General features: G+C 65.1%; 24 protein-coding genes and 1 riboswitch. Of the genes, 5 read left to right on the forward strand and 19 right to left on the reverse strand.

What is annotated here, in order from left to right:
* Window positions 1-88: 88 nt before the first annotated feature.
* From thiC to LC060_RS08380, 3 genes are all read right to left on the reverse strand, one after another.
* Complete coding sequence (thiC, locus tag LC060_RS08370) at window positions 89-1,963, reverse strand: phosphomethylpyrimidine synthase ThiC (protein WP_226634438.1); 1,875 nt, start codon at window positions 1,961-1,963, stop codon at window positions 89-91.
* A 58-nt stretch (window positions 1,964-2,021) separates the two neighbouring features.
* Window positions 2,022-2,146, reverse strand: a riboswitch (TPP riboswitch).
* A 65-nt stretch (window positions 2,147-2,211) separates the two neighbouring features.
* Complete coding sequence (locus tag LC060_RS08375; RefSeq protein WP_148628893.1) at window positions 2,212-2,412, reverse strand: hypothetical protein; 201 nt, start codon at window positions 2,410-2,412, stop codon at window positions 2,212-2,214.
* A gap of 85 nt (window positions 2,413-2,497) precedes the next feature.
* Window positions 2,498-2,704 carry a cold-shock protein gene (locus LC060_RS08380; RefSeq protein ID WP_039390941.1) on the reverse strand — a complete coding sequence of 69 codons (207 nt, stop codon included), beginning with the start codon at window positions 2,702-2,704 and terminating at the stop codon, window positions 2,498-2,500.
* Window positions 2,705-2,974: 270 nt separating this feature from the next.
* Between LC060_RS08380 and LC060_RS08385 the strand changes: the two genes are divergently transcribed.
* Window positions 2,975-3,646, forward strand: coding sequence for an SOS response-associated peptidase family protein (locus tag LC060_RS08385; RefSeq protein WP_226634439.1), 672 nt, complete (start codon window positions 2,975-2,977; stop codon window positions 3,644-3,646).
* On the opposite strand, the gene LC060_RS08390 is transcribed toward LC060_RS08385, so the two are convergent.
* The 6 genes from LC060_RS08390 to crtY form a co-directional block, all read right to left on the reverse strand.
* Window positions 3,600-4,016, reverse strand: coding sequence for a hypothetical protein (locus LC060_RS08390; protein ID WP_226634441.1), 417 nt, complete (start codon window positions 4,014-4,016; stop codon window positions 3,600-3,602). The genes LC060_RS08385 and LC060_RS08390 overlap by 47 nt on opposite strands.
* A gap of 127 nt (window positions 4,017-4,143) precedes the next feature.
* Window positions 4,144-5,142, reverse strand: coding sequence for a phytoene/squalene synthase family protein (locus LC060_RS08395; RefSeq protein WP_226634443.1), 999 nt, complete (start codon window positions 5,140-5,142; stop codon window positions 4,144-4,146).
* Window positions 5,143-5,176: 34 nt separating this feature from the next.
* Complete coding sequence (locus LC060_RS08400; protein ID WP_039390935.1) at window positions 5,177-5,773, reverse strand: TIGR00730 family Rossman fold protein; 597 nt, start codon at window positions 5,771-5,773, stop codon at window positions 5,177-5,179.
* 1 nt (window position 5,774) lies between these two features.
* Window positions 5,775-6,215: a T6SS immunity protein Tdi1 domain-containing protein gene (locus tag LC060_RS08405; protein WP_226634445.1), complete on the reverse strand. Its 441-nt coding sequence runs from the start codon at window positions 6,213-6,215 to the stop codon at window positions 5,775-5,777.
* On the reverse strand, window positions 6,212-7,690 hold the full coding sequence (locus LC060_RS08410; RefSeq protein WP_226634447.1) for a phytoene desaturase: 1,479 nt from the start codon (window positions 7,688-7,690) through the stop codon (window positions 6,212-6,214). The genes LC060_RS08405 and LC060_RS08410 overlap by 4 nt, the downstream gene beginning before the upstream one ends.
* Entirely contained in the window at window positions 7,687-8,886 is a 1,200-nt protein-coding gene (gene crtY / locus LC060_RS08415) for a lycopene beta-cyclase CrtY (protein ID WP_226634449.1), read from the reverse strand. The genes LC060_RS08410 and crtY overlap by 4 nt, the downstream gene beginning before the upstream one ends.
* Before the next feature lie 74 nt (window positions 8,887-8,960).
* On the opposite strand from crtY, the gene LC060_RS08420 reads away from it, so the two are divergent.
* The gene (locus tag LC060_RS08420) at window positions 8,961-9,512 is read left to right on the forward strand and encodes a GNAT family N-acetyltransferase (RefSeq protein WP_226634451.1); all 552 of its coding nucleotides are present in this window, start codon (window positions 8,961-8,963) and stop codon (window positions 9,510-9,512) included.
* A gap of 112 nt (window positions 9,513-9,624) precedes the next feature.
* Entirely contained in the window at window positions 9,625-10,497 is an 873-nt protein-coding gene (locus tag LC060_RS08425; RefSeq protein ID WP_226634453.1) for a MipA/OmpV family protein, read from the forward strand.
* Here LC060_RS08425 and LC060_RS08430 read toward each other — a convergent pair.
* Window positions 10,485-11,105, reverse strand: a complete 621-nt coding sequence (locus LC060_RS08430) for a uracil-DNA glycosylase family protein (protein ID WP_226634455.1) — start codon at window positions 11,103-11,105, stop codon at window positions 10,485-10,487. The genes LC060_RS08425 and LC060_RS08430 overlap by 13 nt on opposite strands.
* Window positions 11,106-11,241: 136 nt before the next feature.
* On the opposite strand from LC060_RS08430, the gene LC060_RS08435 reads away from it, so the two are divergent.
* Complete coding sequence (locus LC060_RS08435) at window positions 11,242-11,397, forward strand: lmo0937 family membrane protein (protein WP_144400902.1); 156 nt, start codon at window positions 11,242-11,244, stop codon at window positions 11,395-11,397.
* 25 nt (window positions 11,398-11,422) lie between these two features.
* Here the strand turns inward: LC060_RS08435 and LC060_RS08440 are convergent, their stop codons facing one another.
* Entirely contained in the window at window positions 11,423-12,667 is a 1,245-nt protein-coding gene (locus tag LC060_RS08440; RefSeq protein ID WP_226634457.1) for a multidrug effflux MFS transporter, read from the reverse strand.
* Between the two features lie 125 nt (window positions 12,668-12,792).
* Between LC060_RS08440 and dinB the strand changes: the two genes are divergently transcribed.
* The gene (gene dinB / locus LC060_RS08445; protein ID WP_226635289.1) at window positions 12,793-13,914 is read left to right on the forward strand and encodes a DNA polymerase IV; all 1,122 of its coding nucleotides are present in this window, start codon (window positions 12,793-12,795) and stop codon (window positions 13,912-13,914) included.
* Here the strand turns inward: dinB and LC060_RS08450 are convergent.
* The 8 genes from LC060_RS08450 to LC060_RS08485 form a co-directional block, all read right to left on the reverse strand.
* Complete coding sequence (locus LC060_RS08450) at window positions 13,900-14,967, reverse strand: NAD-dependent epimerase/dehydratase family protein (protein WP_226634459.1); 1,068 nt, start codon at window positions 14,965-14,967, stop codon at window positions 13,900-13,902. The two genes, dinB and LC060_RS08450, sit on opposite strands and share 15 nt — an antisense overlap.
* Before the next feature lie 65 nt (window positions 14,968-15,032).
* Window positions 15,033-15,527: an NUDIX domain-containing protein gene (locus LC060_RS08455; RefSeq protein WP_226634462.1), complete on the reverse strand. Its 495-nt coding sequence runs from the start codon at window positions 15,525-15,527 to the stop codon at window positions 15,033-15,035.
* Entirely contained in the window at window positions 15,515-16,132 is a 618-nt protein-coding gene (locus LC060_RS08460) for a 6-phosphogluconolactonase (RefSeq protein WP_226634464.1), read from the reverse strand. Before LC060_RS08460 ends, LC060_RS08455 begins: the two co-directional genes overlap by 13 nt.
* 152 nt (window positions 16,133-16,284) lie before the next feature.
* Window positions 16,285-16,743 carry a Dps family protein gene (locus LC060_RS08465; RefSeq protein ID WP_226634466.1) on the reverse strand — a complete coding sequence of 153 codons (459 nt, stop codon included), beginning with the start codon at window positions 16,741-16,743 and terminating at the stop codon, window positions 16,285-16,287.
* 98 nt (window positions 16,744-16,841) lie between these two features.
* Window positions 16,842-17,399, reverse strand: coding sequence for a hypothetical protein (locus tag LC060_RS08470; RefSeq protein ID WP_226634468.1), 558 nt, complete (start codon window positions 17,397-17,399; stop codon window positions 16,842-16,844).
* 46 nt (window positions 17,400-17,445) lie between these two features.
* Window positions 17,446-18,198 carry an HAD-IIB family hydrolase gene (locus LC060_RS08475; RefSeq protein WP_226634470.1) on the reverse strand — a complete coding sequence of 251 codons (753 nt, stop codon included), beginning with the start codon at window positions 18,196-18,198 and terminating at the stop codon, window positions 17,446-17,448.
* 146 nt (window positions 18,199-18,344) lie between these two features.
* On the reverse strand, window positions 18,345-19,154 hold the full coding sequence (locus LC060_RS08480) for a class I mannose-6-phosphate isomerase (RefSeq protein ID WP_226635290.1): 810 nt from the start codon (window positions 19,152-19,154) through the stop codon (window positions 18,345-18,347).
* A gap of 38 nt (window positions 19,155-19,192) precedes the next feature.
* Window positions 19,193-20,248 (reverse strand): mannose-1-phosphate guanylyltransferase, encoded by a 1,056-nt coding sequence (locus LC060_RS08485; protein ID WP_226634472.1) that lies wholly within the window; start codon window positions 20,246-20,248, stop codon window positions 19,193-19,195.
* Window positions 20,249-20,380 lie beyond the last annotated feature (132 nt).

The following is a 20,380-nucleotide window of genomic DNA, read 5'->3' on the forward strand; positions in this document are numbered from 1 at the left end:
CCGGACCGGACCCGATCTGTGCCGGAGGCCGTGCCGTCATATCGGACATGACGGCACGGCCTCCGGCGTACCTGGGCTAACCGAAAGCTCAATCGTGCTCGCGATCACCCTGGCCCATGTAGAGTTCCGAGCCGGTCTCCTTGAAGACCTTGCTCATCTCTTCCATGCCTTTCTGCGCCTCCTCGGCGGCGAGAAAGGCACTTGAGGGCTGGTTCTGCTGGGCGGCAAAGTCGCGCACCTCCTGGCTGATCCGCATCGAGCAGAACTTGGGACCGCACATCGAGCAGAAGTGCGCGGTCTTGGCGCCTTCGGCAGGCAGCGTCTGGTCATGGTAGAGCTCGGCCGTGTCAGGATCGAGCGACAGGTTGAACTGGTCGCGCCAGCGGAACTCGAAACGCGCCTTCGACAGCGCATCGTCGCGGACCTGGGCCGCCGGGTGGCCCTTGGCAAGATCGGCCGCGTGCGCAGCGAGCTTGTAAGTGACGACGCCCACCTTGACGTCGTCGCGGTCAGGCAGGCCCAGGTGCTCCTTGGGCGTCACGTAGCAGAGCATCGCGGTGCCGTACCAGCCGATCTGCGCCGCGCCGATGCCGCTGGTGATGTGATCGTAACCGGGCGCAATGTCGGTGGTGAGCGGCCCGAGCGTGTAGAACGGTGCCTCGCCGCAGCTCTCCAGCTGCTTTTCCATGTTTTCCTTGATCTTGTGCATCGGCACGTGGCCGGGGCCCTCGATCATGACCTGGACATCCTGGCCCCAGGCCTTCTTCGTCAGCTCGCCCAAGGTATAGAGTTCAGCGAACTGCGCCTCGTCGTTGGCGTCGTAGATCGAGCCCGGGCGCAGGCCATCCCCCAACGAGTAGGCGATGTCGTAGGCCTTCATGATCTCGGTGATCTCATCGAAGTGTTCGTAGAGGAACGATTCCTTGTGGTGGGCCAGGCACCACTTGGCCATGATCGAACCGCCACGGCTGACGATGCCGGTCAGACGCTTGGCCGCGAGCGGTACGTAAGCAAGCCGAACGCCGGCGTGGATCGTGAAGTAGTCGACGCCCTGCTCGGCCTGTTCGATCAGCGTGTCGCGGAACACGTCCCAGTTGAGGTCTTCGGCCACACCGCCAACCTTCTCGAGCGCCTGGTAGATCGGCACGGTGCCAATGGGAACGGGCGAATTGCGGATGATCCATTCGCGCGTGTCGTGGATGTTTCGGCCAGTCGAGAGGTCCATGACGGTGTCCGCGCCCCAGCGGATCGACCAGACCATCTTGTCGACTTCGCTGGCAACGTCCGAGGCCACCGCCGAATTGCCGATGTTGGCGTTGACCTTGACCAGGAAATTGCGTCCGATCGCCATCGGCTCGCACTCGGGGTGGTTGACGTTGCTGGGAATGATCGCGCGGCCGCGGGCAACTTCCTCGCGCACGAATTCGGGCGTCACGTAGTCGGGGATCGAGGCGCCGAAGCTCTCGCCCGAGCGGGAGTACTCGGCAAGGCGTGCACGGCCCAGATTCTCGCGCTCGGCGACATATTCCATCTCGGGGGTGATGATGCCGCGCCTAGCGTAGTGCATCTGCGAGATGTTGCCCCCCGCCTTTGCTCGCAGGGGCCTTCTCAGCGCGGTCGGGAACGCGGGCACGCCGCCCGAACGATCCGGCCCTGTCATGCCGTTGTCCTCGGGCTTTACCTCGCGCGGCGCGTACTCTTCCACATCGCCGCGGGCGAGCTGCCAGTCGCGGCGCAGCGCGGCCAGCCCTGCCGAAATATCGATGGTGGCTTCAGGGTCGGTATAGGGCCCCGAGGTGTCGTAGACCCGAACCGGCGGCTCACCGCTGGAAGGTTCGAGGTCGATCTCGCGCATCGCAACCCGGATCGCGGGGTTGCTCTGTGCGGGAACGTGGATCTTGCGCGAGCCCCGGATGGGCCCGGTGGTCACACCGATTTCCAGTTTGCTGTTGATGTCGGCCATACACGCTTCTCTCTGATCGAGGGCGTGAGAGATGAAGTACGGATTTCCGGCGTAAAGCTCCGGGCACACCGTCCACTCCCTCCGCCCGTATTAACGGGTTCAGGTTCGACGGGTCTTGTGGAGCATACCCACAACTCTCAGCCGGTGGACGCGAACGCCCTGCTGGCTCCCCGGGGATGCGTGGGATGGTAGAGACGCTTTGCAGATGCGTCCAGAGGGGCCGCGACATAGCGCCCGTACGAAAAGGCTCAGGCCTCGTCGCGTGCGCTGGCGGCGGCTTCTTCGCGCCGACGGCGGCTTTCTTCGGTCTTGAGGGCCTGTGAGGCCATTGTGCGCCAGGCGGTTTCGGACCGCAGCGCGCGCTCGCGGACATTGCCAAGAACCGCCTCGTCAGCGGCCTTCGCGGCCGCATCGGCCTGCTCGGTGGCGAACTTGTAGCTTACACTCATGCTCCGGGTTTCCTCGGGTTGGAATGGCAGGTCGGAGCGAAAACCGGACCGGCGCAAAGGCCGGTCCGGGATACGTGCAAGCCGATCAGGCGAGCGCGAGGTTCACCGCGGCCTTCTTGCCGTTACGGCCGGTCTCGACCTCGTAGGAAACGCGCTGTTCCTGCTCGAGCGACGCCAGGCCCGAAGCCTGCACCGCGCTGATGTGCACGAAGCTGTCCTCGCCGCCGTTTTCCGGAGCGATGAAGCCGTAACCCTTTTCGGTGTTGAAGAATTTGACAGTGCCGATGGGCATGGTGATGTCCTTAAATGCAATAGCTATGGGCTCCCGCCGTGCCACATGCACGCGGGAGGGTGCGTCTGTTCATCTTTCGAATGGAGATCGTCGCCCAAAGTGCGCCATGGCCTTGCCCGTGCAAATACGCACGGGCCCGGGGTCGGGCGCCTATCAACCGGCAAAGTCCGTCACAAAATTCGACGTCGCGCCGATGCTCTACCACACAACGCCCCATTCACCTAACGCAGCGTTGCACGCCGCGCCTTGACCCGTGCGCGGGAAGGGACGATGCGCGCGAAGACCATGACGATGCTCTACCGCCTCGATGCCCCCGCCGCCGCCGTGGGCCGCACTTTCGAGACCGACACGCGCGAGGACCCTTGGGCGGCAGGCCATGTCGGCCCCGGCCAGTTCGCGCCCGTTCTCACCGCCGGGCGTGAGGAAATCGCGGGGCCGGTACCCCAAACGCGTCAGCCGCGCCGGATGATCCCGCGCCTGTGGGGCGTCATGCCCCCACGTTCGGCGACGGACACCCGCCCGCACGGCATCCTGACCGCCCGTAATCTGGAGAGCCCCTTCTGGACGGGGAACCTGCGCAACCCGGAATTTCGCTGCCTGGTGCCCGCGACCGCCTTCATGGAGTGGGGGCGCCCCTCGCCCGTCGATGGCACGCGGCGCCAGCTCTGGCTCTCCTGCGCCGACCAGCCGATCTTCGCCTTTGCCGGGGTCTGGAAGGACAGCGAGGTGCCCGCCTTCGCCCTCCTGACCTGCGCGGCCAACGCCGCACTGCGCGCCGAGGGGCGTGAGACGATGCCGGTGATCCTGCCGCCCGATCCCAAGGCGCACGAGACCTGGCTGCGCGCCGGGTGGGACCGCGCGCAGGCGCTGATACAGCCCTATTCGTCCTCGCTGCTCAGCTGCTCGGAAACACACCGAAGTGGAACAACCCTGCCGCGATAAACGCGAGACCCAGGATGATCGAGCAGGTGCACCACAGGCGCGAAAGCGGCCCGAAACGGCGCAGCCAGAAGGCCATGTAGACGTCCGAGAAGGCGAGAACCATCAGCGCCTCGATGCACATGAGCCCACCGACAACGCTCAGCGCGCTCGACAGCCAATCGGGCGAGGCCCAGGGGTTCGCAAGGTAGATCACCGCGCCCAGGAACAGTTCCAAAAGGCCCGTCACCATCTGCAGCGCGGGCGAGCCGACAATCTCGCCGATCAGCTTGTGCCAATGGCCGGGCTGGCGCAGCTCACCGATCCCGGCAAAGAGCGCGAAGAGCCCCAAGAAAATCGCCGTCCAAGCCGGCGCGAGTGCAAGATCTGGCATCGTGTGCGCATCTCCCCCTTTGTCTTATGGCAGGGAGACTGAGCCAAGCGCGCGCGCCTGTCCAGAGCTGGAGCATTTTCCAATCAGATGGGATCATCTGATGGTTCAGAAAATGCGCCGAACCGCTCTAGTCCGCGCGGGCAAGCTCCATCAGGTCGCGCCGGCCAAGTCCGGGACGTTCGAGCACCGGGGCGATGCCGCCGCGCGCCTCGTGCCAGGCGGCCGCAAGATATTCCGCCTTGCGCAGCCTGGAAGTCGAGACGCGGTGGTCCCAGGCATGGGCGCCCAGCCGCTCCACCTCGCGCCCGATCCCGCCGTAGATGTTGGCGGCGGCCAGGATCGCCCAACGCTGTCGGAAGGGCAGACGCATCGCCCCGGCGCGCGAGGATTCCTCGTAGCCCCGCGCCAGCGCGCAGGCCCGAGCGACGATGGTGACAAGCCGCGCGCGGTAGTGCGGCTTGGTGTGTTCACCGGGTGGAATATCGGCCTCGACCAGCCATTCGACAGGCAGGTAGCAGCGCCCATTGGCATCATCCTCCCAGACATCGCGCACGATGTTGGAGAGCTGGAAGGCCAGGCCCAGATCACAGGCCCTGTCGAGCGTGTCCGCCGCTTCCGGATCGTTCTCGTCGCACGACACGCCCATGACCGCCGCCATCAGCACGCCGACCGCACCGGCCACGTGGTAGCAATAGCGCAGCATGTCGCTTTCCGAGCGGGGCCGCCATTCGCGCGCGTCGAGTTCGAACCCGGCGATCACGTCCTCGAGCATGACCTGGGGGATCGGCACTTCGCACAGGAGCTGGCCCAGCGCGTCGAAGGCCCGCGATCCGGTCTGTTCGCCCGCGATGGCGAGTTCGGTCAGCGTGCGGATCGTGGCAAGGCGCGATTCGGGATCGAGCCCGGCATGTCCACCGTCCGCACTGCGCGTGCGGCCCCGCCCGTGGTCCTGGTCATCGGCGATATCGTCGCAAGCCCGGCACCAGGCGTAGAGCAGCCAGACCCTCTCCCGCGTCTCGCGGTCGAACAGGCGGCTGGCGGCGGAAAAGCTCTTCGAGCCCTTGCGGATCGACTGGTGGGCAAAGCGCACGAGCGCCACGCGGTCGTAAGGCGAAGGGCGGGTCATGCCGGGGTCATGGTCCTGCAACGGATAAGGGGTCTCACAGCGTGCCCGGATCCATCCGTACGATCGGCACGATCGGCTCGTGCGCGCGCATGCGTTCGAGCAACAGGTCAAGCTCGGTCTCGGCCAGGATTATGCCCTGGTGGGCGGGGCGCACGAAGCCGACTTCGGCCATGTGGCGGTTGAAGGCGAGGAGACCATCGTAAAAGCCGAAGGCGTTGAGCACGCCGACCGGCTTGTCGTGGTAGCCCAGCTGCGACCAGCTGACCGCCTCCCACAACTCGTCCATGGTACCGACCCCGCCGGGCAGGACGATGAAGCCGTCCGACAGGCGCGTGAAGGCGGCCTTGCGCTCATGCATGTCCTTGACGATGTGAAGCTCGGTGCAGTCGTGGTTGGCGACCTCGCCGCCGCGCCCGTTGGTGGCCGTCAGCGCCTCGGGGATCACGCCGATGACTTCGCCGCCCGCTTCCAGCGCGCCCGCCGCGACCGCGCCCATGAGGCCGAGGCGCCCACCGCCATAGACCGTGCCGATGCCAAGCCCGGCCAGCGTGCGCCCGACGTCGCGGGCCAGTTCCATGTAGCGCGGGTCCTGGGGCGTTGCCGAGCCACAGTAGACAGCAAGACGTTTCATTTCAGTCGGTCACCTTGATGCGGACATGCGCCCCTTCGGGCAGGTCCTTGATCTGGTCGGCAAGATCGCCGGTCATGCGAATGTAGGCGGCGAGCTCGACGCACACCATGTTTTCCGGCGCGTAGTCCCCGGCGACGAGCGCCTGCGGGGTGAAGCCATAGACCTCGCCCACGCGCGGAGCGCCCAGGCGCTTGTCGGCGGCCTCGACGTGCGCGTCGGCGCGCCAGATCGCCTGCGTCTCGCCCAGTTCCATGTGCAGCTTCGCCGCGGCCTCGTCGCCCAAGGTACGCAGCGCAAGAATATCGGGATCGACATAGTGGAACGTGCCGACACGGTCCGTGACGAGGAGGTGCCCGAAGAGCGAGTTGGCAACGATCTCGGCGAACTCGATCCCGGTCCAGCCCCAGCCCTGGCGAAGAGCGGCCAGTTCGCGTGCGCTCACAGCAGGTTTTCCAGCATCAGTTTCGCCGTAGCCTTGGCGCTGCCGACGACCCCCGGGATCCCCGCGCCGGGATGGGTGCCCGCGCCCACGAGGTAGAAGTTGCGCAGCGTGTCGTCGCGGTTGTGGCCACGGAACCAGGCGCTTTGCGTCAGGATCGGCTCGAGACTGAAGGCGCTGCCCTTGTAGGCGGCGAGGTCTGTCTCGAAGTCGGTCGGCGCGTAGTGGAAGCTGGTGATGAGGCGGTCCTCGATGTCGGGCACCAGGCGGCGGCCGACTTCGGCGAGGATGCGCTTTTCCAGCACCGGGCCGACCTCGTCCCAGTCGATCGGCAGCTTGCCCATGTGCGCGACGGGAACGAGCGCGTAGAACGTGCTCTTGCCTTCGGGCGCCATCGAGGGATCGGTGACGGTCGGGTGGTGGAGGTAGATCGAGAAATCACGCGGCAGGACGCCGTGCTCGTAGATGTCGTCGAGCAGGCCCTTGTAGCGCGGCCCGAACAGGATCGTGTGGTGCGGGATGCCCGGCCACGTGCCCTCCAGCGCGAAGTGGACGACAAAGAGGCTGGGCGAGAAACGCTTGGCTGAAAGCTGCTTGGCCACCTTCTTGCCGCGCGGATTATCGGAGAGGAGATCGCGGTAGGTGTGCATGATGTCGCCGTTGCTGGCGACCGCATCAAACCGCTCGCGCCAGCCGCTCGCGCACTCGACCTCGGTGGCCATGTCGCCCACGGTATGGACCTGCGTCACCTTGTCGCCCAGACGAACGCTCCCCCCGATGCGTTCAAACAGCGCGACCATCCCGGCGACCAGACGGTTGGTGCCGCCCTTGGCCCACCACACGCCGCCGTCCTTCTCCAGCTTATGGATGAGCGCGTAGATCGCACTTGTCTTCATCGGATTGCCGCCCACCAGCAGCGTGTGGAACGAGAGCGCCTGGCGCAAGTGCTCGTCCTTCACGAAGCTGGAGACCATCGAATAGACCGAGCGCCAGGCCTGATAGCGCGCCAGCGCGGGCGCGGCCTTGATCATCTTCGAGAAGTCGAGGAAGGCCTCATGGCCCAGCTTGACATAGCCTTCCTGCCAGACGCCCGCCGCGTAGCGCTGGAATTCGTCATAGCCAGCCAGGTCCTGCGGCGCGATGCGCGCAATCTCGCGGTGGAGCGCGGGCTCATCGTTCGAATAGTCGAAGCTGACGCCGTCGGGCCAGTTGAGCCGGTAGAAGGGCATGACCGGCATCAGCGTGACGTCGTCGGCCATGTCCTGTCCCGCGCCGATCCACAGCTCGCGCAGGCAATCGGGATCGGTGATAACGGTAGGCCCGGCATCGAAGGTGAACCCCTCCTTCTCCCAGTAATAGGCGCGCCCGCCCGGCTTGTCGCGCGCTTCGACCAATGTCGTCTGGACACCGGCGGACTGAAGGCGGATCGCCAGGGCAAGGCCGCCGAAGCCCGCCCCGATCACGCAGGCGCGGTTCATGCGCGCTCTCCCGATGGGCTGAGGTCCGCGAGCGGGCGCCCCTGTCCCGCAAGAGCGGCCATGGCCGCGCCGACCGGCACCGGCGGCTTTCCGGCCAGCACCCGCGCCATGTCGGCCAGCCGCGACTGCCCGGCGTAGAAACGCTCGATCAGCGGCTCGGGAAGCCGGTAGAAACGGGCGAGCATACGCCAGCGGTCTTCGGGCGCGCCTGCGCCAAACAGCATCGTCGTCAGCATTCGGTAGAAGCGCCCCTCGCGCCAGTGATGTGCGGCCCAGTCATGACAGATCCTTCCTAGGGCCTCCCCGCCGATGTTGTCGAGGCCGGCGAGATGAACGGCAAATCGTACAGCATCGGGAAGGGAGTACGATGTCAAAGGATGCACGAGCGCGGCCCTTGTTCCTGCGCGAGCGGGAACACCCTCAGGATCGGCGTTCCAGAAGGCGGAAAAATCGCCCTTGGCGATCACGGGAAGTGCGCCGGTTTCCTCGTAGAGGACCTCGGCGATTTGCCAGCCCTGCCCAGCGGCATAGCGTGCAATCCGCGCCCGCAGTGCCTCGCGCTCGATTGCGGGGGTGTCGGCGTAATAGGTATCCTCGATGAAGAGCTGGGAGGGGCCGAAGGGCAGGACATAGACGAAGCGATAGCCGTTCACCTGCTCCACGGTCGCATCCATGACGATGGGACGGGTCAGGCCATGGGGCTGCGTGGTCGTGACCATCTGCCCCAGGAACGTCTGCCAGCCTCCCGCCATATGCGGCAAACCCTTTGCGCCGCGCGCATCGAGGACCGCACCTGCCGTGATCGTGGTGCCGTCCTCCAGCTCCACCCGCTGCGCTGCTGTGCGGGTCACACGCGCACCGCACAGCAACGCCTCTTCGGGCAGGGCTTCGCGCAGGCGCGCATCGAGCCGGTCGCTTGTGATGCTGGCATAGCGGGTCGAAAGATCGCGGGCATATCCTGGAAAGCGCACCGCATACCCCTCCCAGCGCGCCGCGATCAGGGGATCGAGGAGCGCACGCGCCGCCGGATCGACGTCGGTATCAAAGAACGACCAGACGTGGTCCCCGCCGAAACGCGCGCCCTGTTCGACAAGGCACAGACGCAGATCGGGACGCGTGCGCGCAAAGGCCAGCGCAGTCAGCCCCCCGGCCAGTCCGCCCCCCAGAATTGCCAGATCACACGTGCGGTCAGCCATTTATAAAGCGCCCAGTACTAGGAGACATACAGTACAACTTGGCAAAGTTGCGACCTTGCGGCATTGTAACACCGATGACAAATGACGAACTGACAGTCGAGGAGGCCTCCGCAAAGGATGCCCAATCGATCACCGAGATCTTTTCGCATTACGTGCTGAAAAGCACCGCGACATTCGAAACCGAGCCGCCAGGCTGCGACGCGGTTCGTCAACGCATCGCCGACCTGACCCAGTCCGGTTATCCTTATCTGGTTTCGCGCGACGCGAACGGCAAGGTCCTCGGCTTTGGTTATGCCCAGCGCTATGGCCCCCGCGTGGGCTATCGTTACAGCGTGGAAACAACGGTCTACGTCCGCGCGGACTGTGTCCGGCGCGGCATCGGCTCGGCCCTTGTCAAGGCCCTCATCGACGAGTGCGAGGCTCGCGGGTTCCGCCAGGCCTTCGCGGTCATCGCCTCTTCTGAACCCGCCTCGGTGATCCTGCACGCGCGCGCGGGATACCGGCCGGTGGGGACGCTCGAGGGTGCGGGCTGGAAGCACGAACAGTGGATCGACGTCTTCCTCATGCAGCGCAAGCTGGGTGAAGGAAACGACACGCTGCCCGAGCCCCTCATCCCCCGCAACTGACGACAAGGCAGGCCCTTGCGGCACGCTGGCCTCCCCGGACCGGAGCAAACCTTCGGAAACGTTTGGGCTTCTCGCACGTTGGGCCCGGTACGCATTTCAATCGGGGAGCCCCATGCACAAGACGATACAGGCCGCGTTGCTGGCCGCCAGCACGCTGGCCGCCGCCACGGCCAGCCCGGCCGCCTTCGCCCAGGACACTTCCACGCAGTTGGATGAGCCCGGCCGCAACGTGTTCGAGGGCGATTCCTTCACGATCGGCGCCGGGGTTGTTGCCACGCCGGACTACAGCGGCTCCGATGACTACGTGATTGCCCCCATTCCGGCGATCCGCGGACGCATCAAGGGCGTAACCATCAACACCCGCGCTGGTGGTGCCGCGATTGACTTCATCCCGGACAAACGGGGCGCCAAGATCGACCTTGCGCTCGGCCCCGTCGCCACGGTGTCCTTCAACCGCACCCGCAAGGTGAAGGACCCGGTGGTGGCCGCAGCGGGAAGGCTCAAGATGCCCGTCGAGGTGGGCGTGAGCGCCGGGTTCACCGTCAATCGCGTGCTACATGACTATGACTGGATGACCTTCAACACCGACGTCAAATGGGACGTTGCCGGCGCCCATGACGGCATGACCGTGTCCCCCTCTGTCAGCTACAACACCCCTCTCAGCAAGAGCCTGCTGGTCACGGTGCTGGCCTACGCCCGCCACGTGGACGACAATTTCGGTGACTACAACTATTCGGTCTCCCCAGTTCAGAGCGAGGCAAGCGGCCTGCCCCAGTACACCGGCAAGGGCGGCTGGGACCGGGCAGGCGTGGGCACACTGGTCGCCTGGGACCTTTCCGGAGACCTGCGCGACGGCGGCGTCTCGCTCATCGGCGTCGCCACCTACACCCGCCTGCTCGGCGATGGAAAGGACACGCCCTATACCTCACTGCGCGGGTCGGCCGACCAGTTCATGGGCGGCGTCGGGATCGCCTACACCTTCTGATCCAGCGCGGCCCCTATCCGACCGCGTAGATCGGGCAGGAGCTCGGCCGCGAACCAGGGGTTGCGGCCCATCCATAGGCGACTGCGCCAGGCGGGATGCGGCAAAGGCAGCAATCCTGGCGGAGCCTCGCGCCAGCGCGCGACGGCCTGCGTCATGGTCGGAGCAAAGCCACGGGGAAGATAGCGCTTCTGCGCGTGGAGCCCCACCAGCAAGGTGAGGCGCACCTGCGGCAGCTCGGCCCGCAAGGCGTCATGCCACAAGGGGGCGCACTCAGGCCGGGGCGGAAGGTCACCACCCTCGCCTTTGCCCGGGTAGCAGAAGCCGCTGGGCATGTGCGCAACGCGTTCGGGATCGTAGAAATCCTCGGCGCAAAGCCCGGTCCAGTCGCGCAGACGATCTCCGCTGTCATCATCCCAAGCCCGCCCGCTGGCGTGAACCTTGCTCCCGGGCGCCTGGCCGATGACGAGGATCCGCGCCGAGCGCCCGGCCTGGACAACCGGGCGCGGCTCATGGGGCAGAGCGTCCGCACAGGCCCGGCACGCCGCGATGCGCGCGAGAAGTTCCTCGAGCCCCTTGGACCTGCGGGTTCTATCGTTCGCCGTGCTCATGCGGGCCCGAGGTGGCGTCCTTGCGCCTGCGGGACAAGAGGCATCGCCGCAGCCCTTGCGCCATCTGCACTGCGCAGGGAGCCCCGCGCCGGTTCATGCGTTGGAAAAGCAAAGCCTCTTCAAGGAGTTTTGCTCGATGCTCAAATACATCATCCTGATCCTGCTCGCGCTCTGGCTGCTGGGCTTTGTCGTCTTCAAGGTCGCTGGCGCGCTGATCCACGTGCTGCTGTTCGTGGCCATCGTGATCGGCCTCTACCAGCTCTTCTTCGCCAAGCGCGGCGGCGGGGTCTAGCCCCACCGACCAGCCGGGCCTCCCCTCAGCCGCCGTGCGGCGGCTGCTTGGGGGGCTGGTTGCGCAGGTAATATTCCGGCGGATTGACGCGGCGGAACAAGCGGCCGCCTTCGGAATAGAGGATCAGCACCAGCGAGATGCTGCCCATGATCGCCATGCCCGCCGTGATCGGCACCGCACTTCCATCAAAGGCCAAACCAATCGCCGCACCGATCACCGAGCCCAGCACCATGCGCACGAACGACATGACCGAGGCCGCAGCGCCAGCAATGCGGCCGAAGGGCTGAAGCGAGATCGCCTGGAAGTTCGCCGCGATGAAGCTGAGCATGCACATCGAGACGGTCATCAACGGCACGAAGGTCCACAGGTCCTCCTCACCGCGCAGCGCAACCAGCATGTGGATCGCGCCTGTCACGATGAAGACGATAAGCGCCGTGTGCGACACGCGGCGCGCGCCGAAAGCGACGACGATGCGCGCGTTGATGAAGTTGGTGCCCGCCATGATCATCGCCATCATGCCGAACAGGATGGGGAACATCTCGCCCGCACCCAGCGTCTCGCCCACGAGCTGCTGCGCGCTATTGAGATAGCCGAAGAGCCCTGCCTGGACGAGCGCGCCGCCCAGGAAATAGCCGATGGCGGCACGCTCGGTAAGCGCCAGGCGCATGTTGCCCGCGATCACGCGCGGGCGGATTTCCTGGCGATTTTCCGGCTCCAGCGTCTCGGGCAGGCGTAGGCTTGCCCAGATGAAGACGACCACGCCCATCGCGCAGGTCACCCCGAAGATCCAGCGCCAGCTCGCCACCAGCATGATCGCCTGCCCGACCATCGGTGCCACCATCGGCACCACCATGAAGGTCGTGGCGATCAGCGACTGGGTGCGCGCCATGGCATCGCCTTCGAAGCGGTCGCGCAGGATCGTCATGGGCATGACCATCATCGCTGAGGTCAGGAGCCCCGCAATACCCCGCGCGATCAGCAGCAGCTCGAAGCTACCCGCAACCGCGCACACGAAGGTCATCAGGAAATTGCCTGCAATTGCAAAAAGGGCAACGCGGCGGCGCCCGAACCGGTCCGCCAAGGCGCCGGGAAACAGCGATCCGATCCCTGCGCAGGTCATGAACACCCCAATGATCAGCTGGCGCTGATTCGGGTCGGGCACGCCCAGATCCTCCGAAATCAGCCCCAGCGCCGGCAACATGATGTCGATCGAGAGCGCCATGAGCGCCTGCATCGAGGCCATCAGGCCGACGAATTCGGCCTGCCCCATGGGGAAGGAATCCTTGGAAGTGTGAGCACCGGTCATGCCGCGCGCATGCCGCAGTTGCGAAATTTAGGCCAGCAGATTCGCATCCGACCCGCTACATTTCACAAGGAGATGCCTATATGTGGCGGATGGTTTCGCCAGGCGAGCACGACGAAGATGAGGCCGATGGTCTGCGCAAGATCATCCATGTCGACATGGATGCCTTCTTCGCCAGCGTCGAGCAGCGCGATGATCCCGAGATCCGCGGGAAACCGGTGGCCGTGGGTGGTTCGTCGGGACGCGGCGTGGTGGCCGCGGCCAGCTACGAGGCGCGCACCTTCGGGGTGCGCTCGGCTATGCCCTCCTCGCGCGCGGTGCGGCTGTGCCCGGACCTCATCTTCCGCAAGGCCCGCTTCGATGTCTACCGCGCGGTCAGCCAGCAGATCCGGGCGATCTTCCTCGACTACACCCCCCACGTCGAGCCGCTCTCGCTTGACGAGGCCTATCTCGACGTCACCGAGGACCGCAAAGGACTAGGCTCGGCCACGCGCATCGCCGAGCAGATCCGCGCCCGGATCAAGGCCGACACTGGCCTCACCGCCAGCGCCGGGGTGTCCTACAACAAGTTCCTCGCCAAGCTGGCCAGCGACCAGAACAAGCCCGATGGCCTGTGCGTGATCCGCCCGGGACAGGGCGCGGCCTTCGTCGCCTCGCTGCCGGTTCGCCGTTTCCACGGCGTGGGCCCGCGCGGCGCGGAGAAGATGGCCAGGCTCGGCATCGAGACCGGCGCGGACCTGGCCGCCAAGGACCTTGCCTTCCTGCGCGCGCATTTCGGCAGCTTTGCCGAATACCTCTTTCGTGCCGCGCGCGGCGTGGACCTGCGCCAGGTTCGTGCCGACCGTCCGCGCAAATCGGTGGGCGGGGAGCGTACATTTGCAGAGAACATCGAAAATGCGGCCGCCTTGCGCGAGACACTGGACGCCATCATCGAGACGGTGTGGGAGCGGATCGAGCGCGCCCAGACACGCGGGCGCACGGTGACACTGAAGCTGCGCTATGCCGATTTCACGACGCTGACCCGCGCCCGCTCAGTCCACCACTGGGTTGCCGACAAGGCCGAATTCGCCGCGCTCGGCCATGCGCTCCTCGCCGAACTTCTGCCCCTGCCGCAGCCGATCCGGCTGATGGGCCTCACCCTCTCCGCGCTCGAACAGGATGAGAAGACGGTGAAAGCCAAGGCCGAGAAGGACGGGCAGCTATCCCTTCTGTGACACGCCCTGCGGCGCGTATTCTTCCAGGTACCACTGGGTAAACGCGGCAACGCCCTTCGCCAGGTCCGTCTGCGGCACATACCCCGTCAGCGCGTCCAGCAAGGCTGGATCGGCATAGGTCTGCGGCACGTCTCCGGGCTGCATGTCCATCATGTTGAGCTTGGCCTCGCGCCCCAGACAGCGCTCGATGGTCGAGATGAAATCCATAAGCGCAATCGGCTGGCCACCGCCCACGTTGACCACCCGATAAGGGCCGATGGGCGAGAGCGTATCGACGAGGCCTGCCCGTTCAACCGGCTCTCCAGCCACGGGCGGCACCTCGGAAAGGCGCACGATGCCCTCGACCAGATCGTCGATATAGGTGAAGTCGCGGGCCATCTTGCCCTGACCGTAGACGTCAATGGGCGTATCCTGCAGCATCGCGCGCACGAACTTGAAGAGCGCCATGTCCGGGCGCCCCCAGGGTCCGTAGACCGTGAAGAAGCGAAACGCCGTCGTCGGAATCCCGTAAAGGTGGGCATAGCTGTGCGCCATGGCCTCCATGCCCTTCTTGGTCGCCGCGTAGAGGCTGACCGGCTCGTCCGCCTTGTCTGCTTCGCGAAAGGGGATCGCCTCGTTGGCCCCGTAGACCGACGAGGTCGAGGCCAGCATGAGGTGCTGCGGGCGCTGGCGGCGGCACATCTCCAGGATCGACCAGGATCCCTTGAGGTTGCTGTCGATATAGGTTTCAGGCGCCTCGATCGAATAGCGCACGCCCGCCTGCGCGGCGAGGTGGATGACTACATCGGGCGCCGCTTCGGCAAAGGCCGCCTCGACCGCGGCGAAGTCCTCGAGCCGCCCCTTGATGAACCGGAAATTCTCAGCTCGCTCCAGAAGCGCGGTGCGCCGCTCCTTGAGCGTGACGTCGTAGTAGTCGGTCATGGCGTCGAAGCCGGTGACGACGTGCCCTTCGCCCAGCAGGCGCTGCGCCAGATGGTATCCGATAAAACCTGCCGTGCCGGTAATCAGGAAACGCATATTCACCCCCAGAGCCACGCGCATGTCGGGTCCCATGCACGAGAGTATCCTTACCCTTCCACATGGGGAGATTTCATCCAGAATACACGCTTACTACTTTTTTACCCGCGCTCATCCTCCTGCGCCCAGCAACGTATCCGCGTGGCCAGGCCCCGGGGCATGGCCTCGGGAAGCCGGTCCAGGCCAAAGAAGCGCGTCTCCACAATCTCGCGTTCGTCGGGCACCGGATGATCGCTGGTCGTGCCCAGAACGATGTGTACCCGGTTGGTCGCGCCATGCAGGTTCTCTTGCGTGACGACATGATGGCGCGCCGCCTCCAGGCGGCACCCCGTCTCTTCGTGCAGCTCACGGCGGGCGGCCTCCAGCACGTCTTCCCCCGGCGTCACGCCCCCACCCGGCGGCATCCATGCATCCGAGCCATAGCTGTGCCGAACCAGCAGGACCGCACCGGCCGGATCAAAGGCAAGCACCCGCACGCCCTCGACAACCGGGCGTCGTACCTTCCAGATCAGGCGGCGCACCGCATGCGCCCCGCGCAGCCCCAACCGGTGGAGCGGGGCGGGCAGCGCCTGTGCCAGCGATGTCAGCAGAAGCATGTCACCCGGCGCGGGAACGCCGAGAGGAAGCGCGCCACGGGCAGATCGTTCTCGCCCGCACGGGCGGCATCGAAGACAAGACGCTTGTCCGCGCCGCGGATCACGAACATCACCTCGTCCGAAGCCACGAGCGAGGGAATGGTCAGGCTCACCCGGTCGAACGGCGCTTCGGGCGGCAGCGGATCGGGGGTGAGGCGGCGCACCGGCGAAGGATCGTCCACCTGCGGATCGGTGTTGGGAAAGAGCGAGGCGATGTGCCCGTCGCCGCCCATGCCCAGCCAGGCCAGCGCGAAATGCGGAGGACGCGCGGTCTCCGTCAGCGGTACAATCTTCGCGCCGGCAGGCTCCAGCAGCGCGCGGATCTTGCCCACGTTGCTGGCGGCATGGTCCTCGGCCACGATGCGATCATCGCCCGGCCACACACTGATACGCGACCAGGGCAGGTCCGACTGGGCCAGGATCTCGAAGATCGGGAACGGCGTCGAACCACCCGGAACCGTGATCGCGACCTCGGCCGAAATGGCCAGCGCGGCATGGAGACGTTCCGCCACGAAGGCGGCAATCGCGCCGTTTTCGGCGCCGGCGATGATTTCGATCTGCGACATGGACGAGGGTCTATCACCTGGCGTTCGTGCTGCAAGACCAATGTGTGCCCAGGACACAGAACGCACAGGGCCCGGAAAACACCACGTGCTTTCCGGGCCCTGTGACATCGCCGCGAGGCGCCTTAGGCAACCTGCGCGGTATTCCAATAGGTTCAGGCGAGGATCTCGCGCAGGAACCAGGCGCGTTCCTCGGCCTGATCGGTCCAGTCATCGACGATGCCATCGGTGGCGTTGTCGCCCGCTTCGCCAGCCGCCGCCTTCACCTCGCGCAGACGCGCAACGTAGGAGAGGTTGTCCTCCATCAGCTCCTTGACCATCGCCATGGCGTCGATCGAAGTGGCGTCCTGCGGGGCGATCTTGGTCTTCGCGACGATCGAATCCGGGCTCGTCAGCGTGGTGCCGCCCTGCTTGCGCACGCGCTCAGCGATGTCGTCGATGAGAGCCTGGACCTGGCCGGCCTGCTCGTCGAACAGCAGGTGAAGGTCGCGGAACTGCGGGCCCTTGACGTGCCAGTGGAAGTTCTTGGTCTTGATGTAGAGCGCAAACGTGTCCGCGAGAAGCCCGTTCAGGCTGTCGATCAGCGCACCGTGTGCATTGTCGTTACTTGCCATTGAAAAACCCTCCTAACTGTCATGCTGCCATCGTCCGGCAGCTTCGATATATGATAGGAAACTCAGATTATAAGGGTTTGTTCAATCGGAATTGGCGATTACAGAATACGCATTTGCACAATAAGCAGATAGAGCGCGACAAGCAGCAGCCCCCCGCCCGCGCCTCGCCGCACGAGGCGCCAGCGGGGCCGCGATGCCTCCTGCGGAAACGCCCAGGCAAAACCGAGCAGGACCGCTCCGCCGAGGAAGCCTGCCAGCCCCGATGCCAGTGGCGCGGCCATGCCCACGCCCAGGCCGAAGATCACGAAACGCGCCGCATCACCGATCTGGTGCGCCAGCAGCACCAGCCCCAGCGCGCCCAGCGAATGGGTCGGCTCCTTCCAGGCCCGCACAGGCCCGAGAAGAAGCGACTCCGCGCCCGCCAGCCCCAGAGCGATCCCTGCGAAGATCATCCGCGCAGGTGCGGGCAGGCTCTCCAGCAGGGTGTGCGCGGCATAGGCCGCGACGGCGGCGCAGACCAGCGCGGTCGCCAGTGCAATGACCAGAATCGCCGGTCGCCGTTGCTGACGCGCCGAGAGCATGGCGACCACGCCCTGATCACGCGCACCGATGCCCGACAGGAGGACCGCCAGCAGGGTCAGGTAGAAGGCGGGCACGTCACTCGGCTCCCGCGCACCTGCCCACCTGCCCTCGCATGCACGCTCAGGCCGACTTCTGGCAGGCGATGATCGCGGTCACCACATTGATGGTGTCGGCCGGATCGCGCACGCATACGGTGTCGAGGCCCATGGCCTTGGCCGGGTAGTCGTTGCCACCCGGAAAGATCGCGTCGCCGATGAAGAGCATCTTGTCCTCGGCCACCCCCGAATGTTCCGCGAGGCGCTTGAGGCCCCAGGCCTTGTCGACACCGGGCTGCGTAATGTCGACCGAGGTCGCCCCGCCCAGATTCACCGATACGCCCGGCAGGCGCTTTACCAGATCGGCCTGGATCACCTTGCGCTTGGCGAAGTCGGGGTCCCACACTTCCTTGGCCTCGAGCGGGGCCTGCTGGCCGAGCGCGGAGAAGGTGATCTGACTGCCCCGGTCCTCGATCCGCTCCCCCCAGGTCTGTTCGGGCACGAAGCCGGTGGCCTCGAGCGCAGCGTCGAAGGCGTCCAGTATCTCGGTCTTCTGCGCATCTGTGAAGAGTTCTGCGTAAACCGGGGTCCACGTACCGTCGCGGTGGACGAAGAGCTTCGCGCCGCTGGTCGGCATCATCCACAGGCGCGAAAGGTCCGCGTGCGCGGGCATGCGCGAGGCCACCTGCTTCTCGAACTGCGGCCAGTCCCCTCCTGAAATCACCGCCACTTGCGTGACCTCCAGGAGGCCAGCGAGAAGTTCGGCCATCTCGTCAGTCAGAGGCTGCTTGCTCAGCGCCAGCGTACCATCGAGATCGAACGCAACTATTTCCTTCATTCCGAGCCTCTCGCCTTCCCTCACCATGCCATATCGGCATGCCCCGCTCAGACGCGACGGGCCTGCAGCGGGTACACATACACACACTTCCGGCCCTCACGCTCCTTGCACATCGCGTACCCGAAAACGTGAACGGCCCTTTTCCCTCAGCACCCACGTGCCAGAAGGCAAACTGTCCTATCTTTGAAAACAACTTCATCAAGGCTGCGCGCAAGGGCGCATTGCCCCGGCTCTATAATCTCACCCCGCACCTGCACCGACCCTTCGCGCGGTATCACCAGCAGTTCCGCCGGGTACAGAACAGATACGGCCTTGGCCGGCTTGCCGCAAACCTGGTCGAGACGGAACAGAGGGCCATCGACAAGCGTCTGCGCCGCGTCGTCAGGCACTTTCGAGGACCAACGTGCGAGGTCGTAGACTTCCCCATCGGCCACGGCCACTCCCTCGTCGAGATGGAGTTCGCGCGGGCGACCATAGTCGAACAGACGGTAGGTGATATCGCTGTTCTGCTGTACCTCGACCAGGCTCACCCCGGCCCCAATCGCATGTACGGTGTTGGCCGGAATATAGAAGAAATCTCCGGCCGAAACCGGATACCAGGTCATCAGATCCTCGATCGAACCATCGAGCGCGGCCGCGCGCATCTCGGCACTATCCAGCGGCGCATCAAAGCCAATTCCGAGCCGCGCCCCAGGTTCAGCATCGACCACCAGCCAGCACTCCTCCTTGCCCTGCCGACCGAGCCCTTCCGCCTCGGTCTGCGCATCGGACGGATGGACCTGCACGGAAAGTTTATCGCATGCAAAAATATACTTCACGAGCAACTCAGGAAGTTGCGCAGGAGGCTCAAACCAGATCTCTCCGATCCGTTTCCCTTCGGGGGCGACGAACGGCGCCGGAAGCCTGTCGCAGCCCCACGGCTTCTCGACCTGGCGCATGGGCAGAGCTGCGCGCATTTCCTGTTCCAAGATGATGGTGTCTCCTCTTGGCCTGGCTACTGGTTCTTTGCTCCGGCCAGAGCCCCCACCTTCTGGGTTCCGGCCACGCTGGTCACCATGATATCGTTGCCATCGACAACCACAACGACATCCTCGAGACCAATGACGGAGACACGGGGGCCGTCGCTGTCTACGAAGACATTGCGGCAGTCGACCAATTCGACTTCGCCCATCGCCCGCTTGGTATTTCCCGCCTCGTCGTGTTCGAGTGCTTCATGAAGGGCACGCCAGTTACCGATGTCCGACCACTGCATCGCGACCGGAACCATGGCGGCGCGCGTCGTATTCTCCATGACGGCGTAGTCGACGGAATCACTCGGCGCCGACGCGAAGAGGTCGCGGTCGGGATGGAAGCGCACGCCATCGTACGTCCCGTTGGCCACAGCAGCCCGGACAGCCCGGGCGATCTGGGGACGGTGGCGCTCCAGTTCCTCACGATAATCGCGCACGCGAAAGGCGAAGATGCCGCCATTCCAGCTATATCCACCATCGGCGAGGAAGGCACCCGCTCGCTCCAAGTCGGGTTTTTCAACGAATTGCGCGGTGCGGTAGCCAAGAATCACACCATCCTGCTCGATTGCATCCCCGCGCTTCAGATACCCAAAGCCCGTCTCGGGCGAGGTTGCCTCGATACCGAAAGAGACCATCCAGCCCTCAGCCGCCAGCGCGGCCGCCGAGTGCGCGGCCTGCACGAACGCCTCGGGACGGCCGATGTGATGATCGCTTGGGCACACCAACATAATCGCGTCTTCGGAAAGGCTATAGGCAGCCAAGGCGATCGCCGCAGCCGTGTTCCTGGCGGCCGGCTCCACCACGATGCGCGCCTTGTCTGCCACCTTGAGTTGCGCCTCGACATGCTCAAGATGCAGATGACCGGTCACGATCATCGGGCGCGCGAAGCCAGCCGATGCCGGACAGCGCGCGACCGCCTGCTCGAACAGAGTCTGGCTGCCGATCAAGGGAAGAAATGGCTTGGGCTTCGAGGCGCGGCTACGCGGCCAAAGCCTCGTTCCACTTCCACCACACAATATCACAGGCACAATTTCTGTCATATCAAGTTCCAAAGCGAATAATGCACTATTAATAAATATAGAATAATAATTGATCTAATTGATCGACAACTTGCGCAGAATACTTAATCGGCAATTTTACTCAATAGTAAATAAATTCATTTCCGATGTATC

It is taken from the genome of Novosphingobium profundi (assembly GCF_020524485.1).
Taxonomy (GTDB): domain Bacteria; phylum Pseudomonadota; class Alphaproteobacteria; order Sphingomonadales; family Sphingomonadaceae; genus Novosphingobium; species Novosphingobium profundi_A.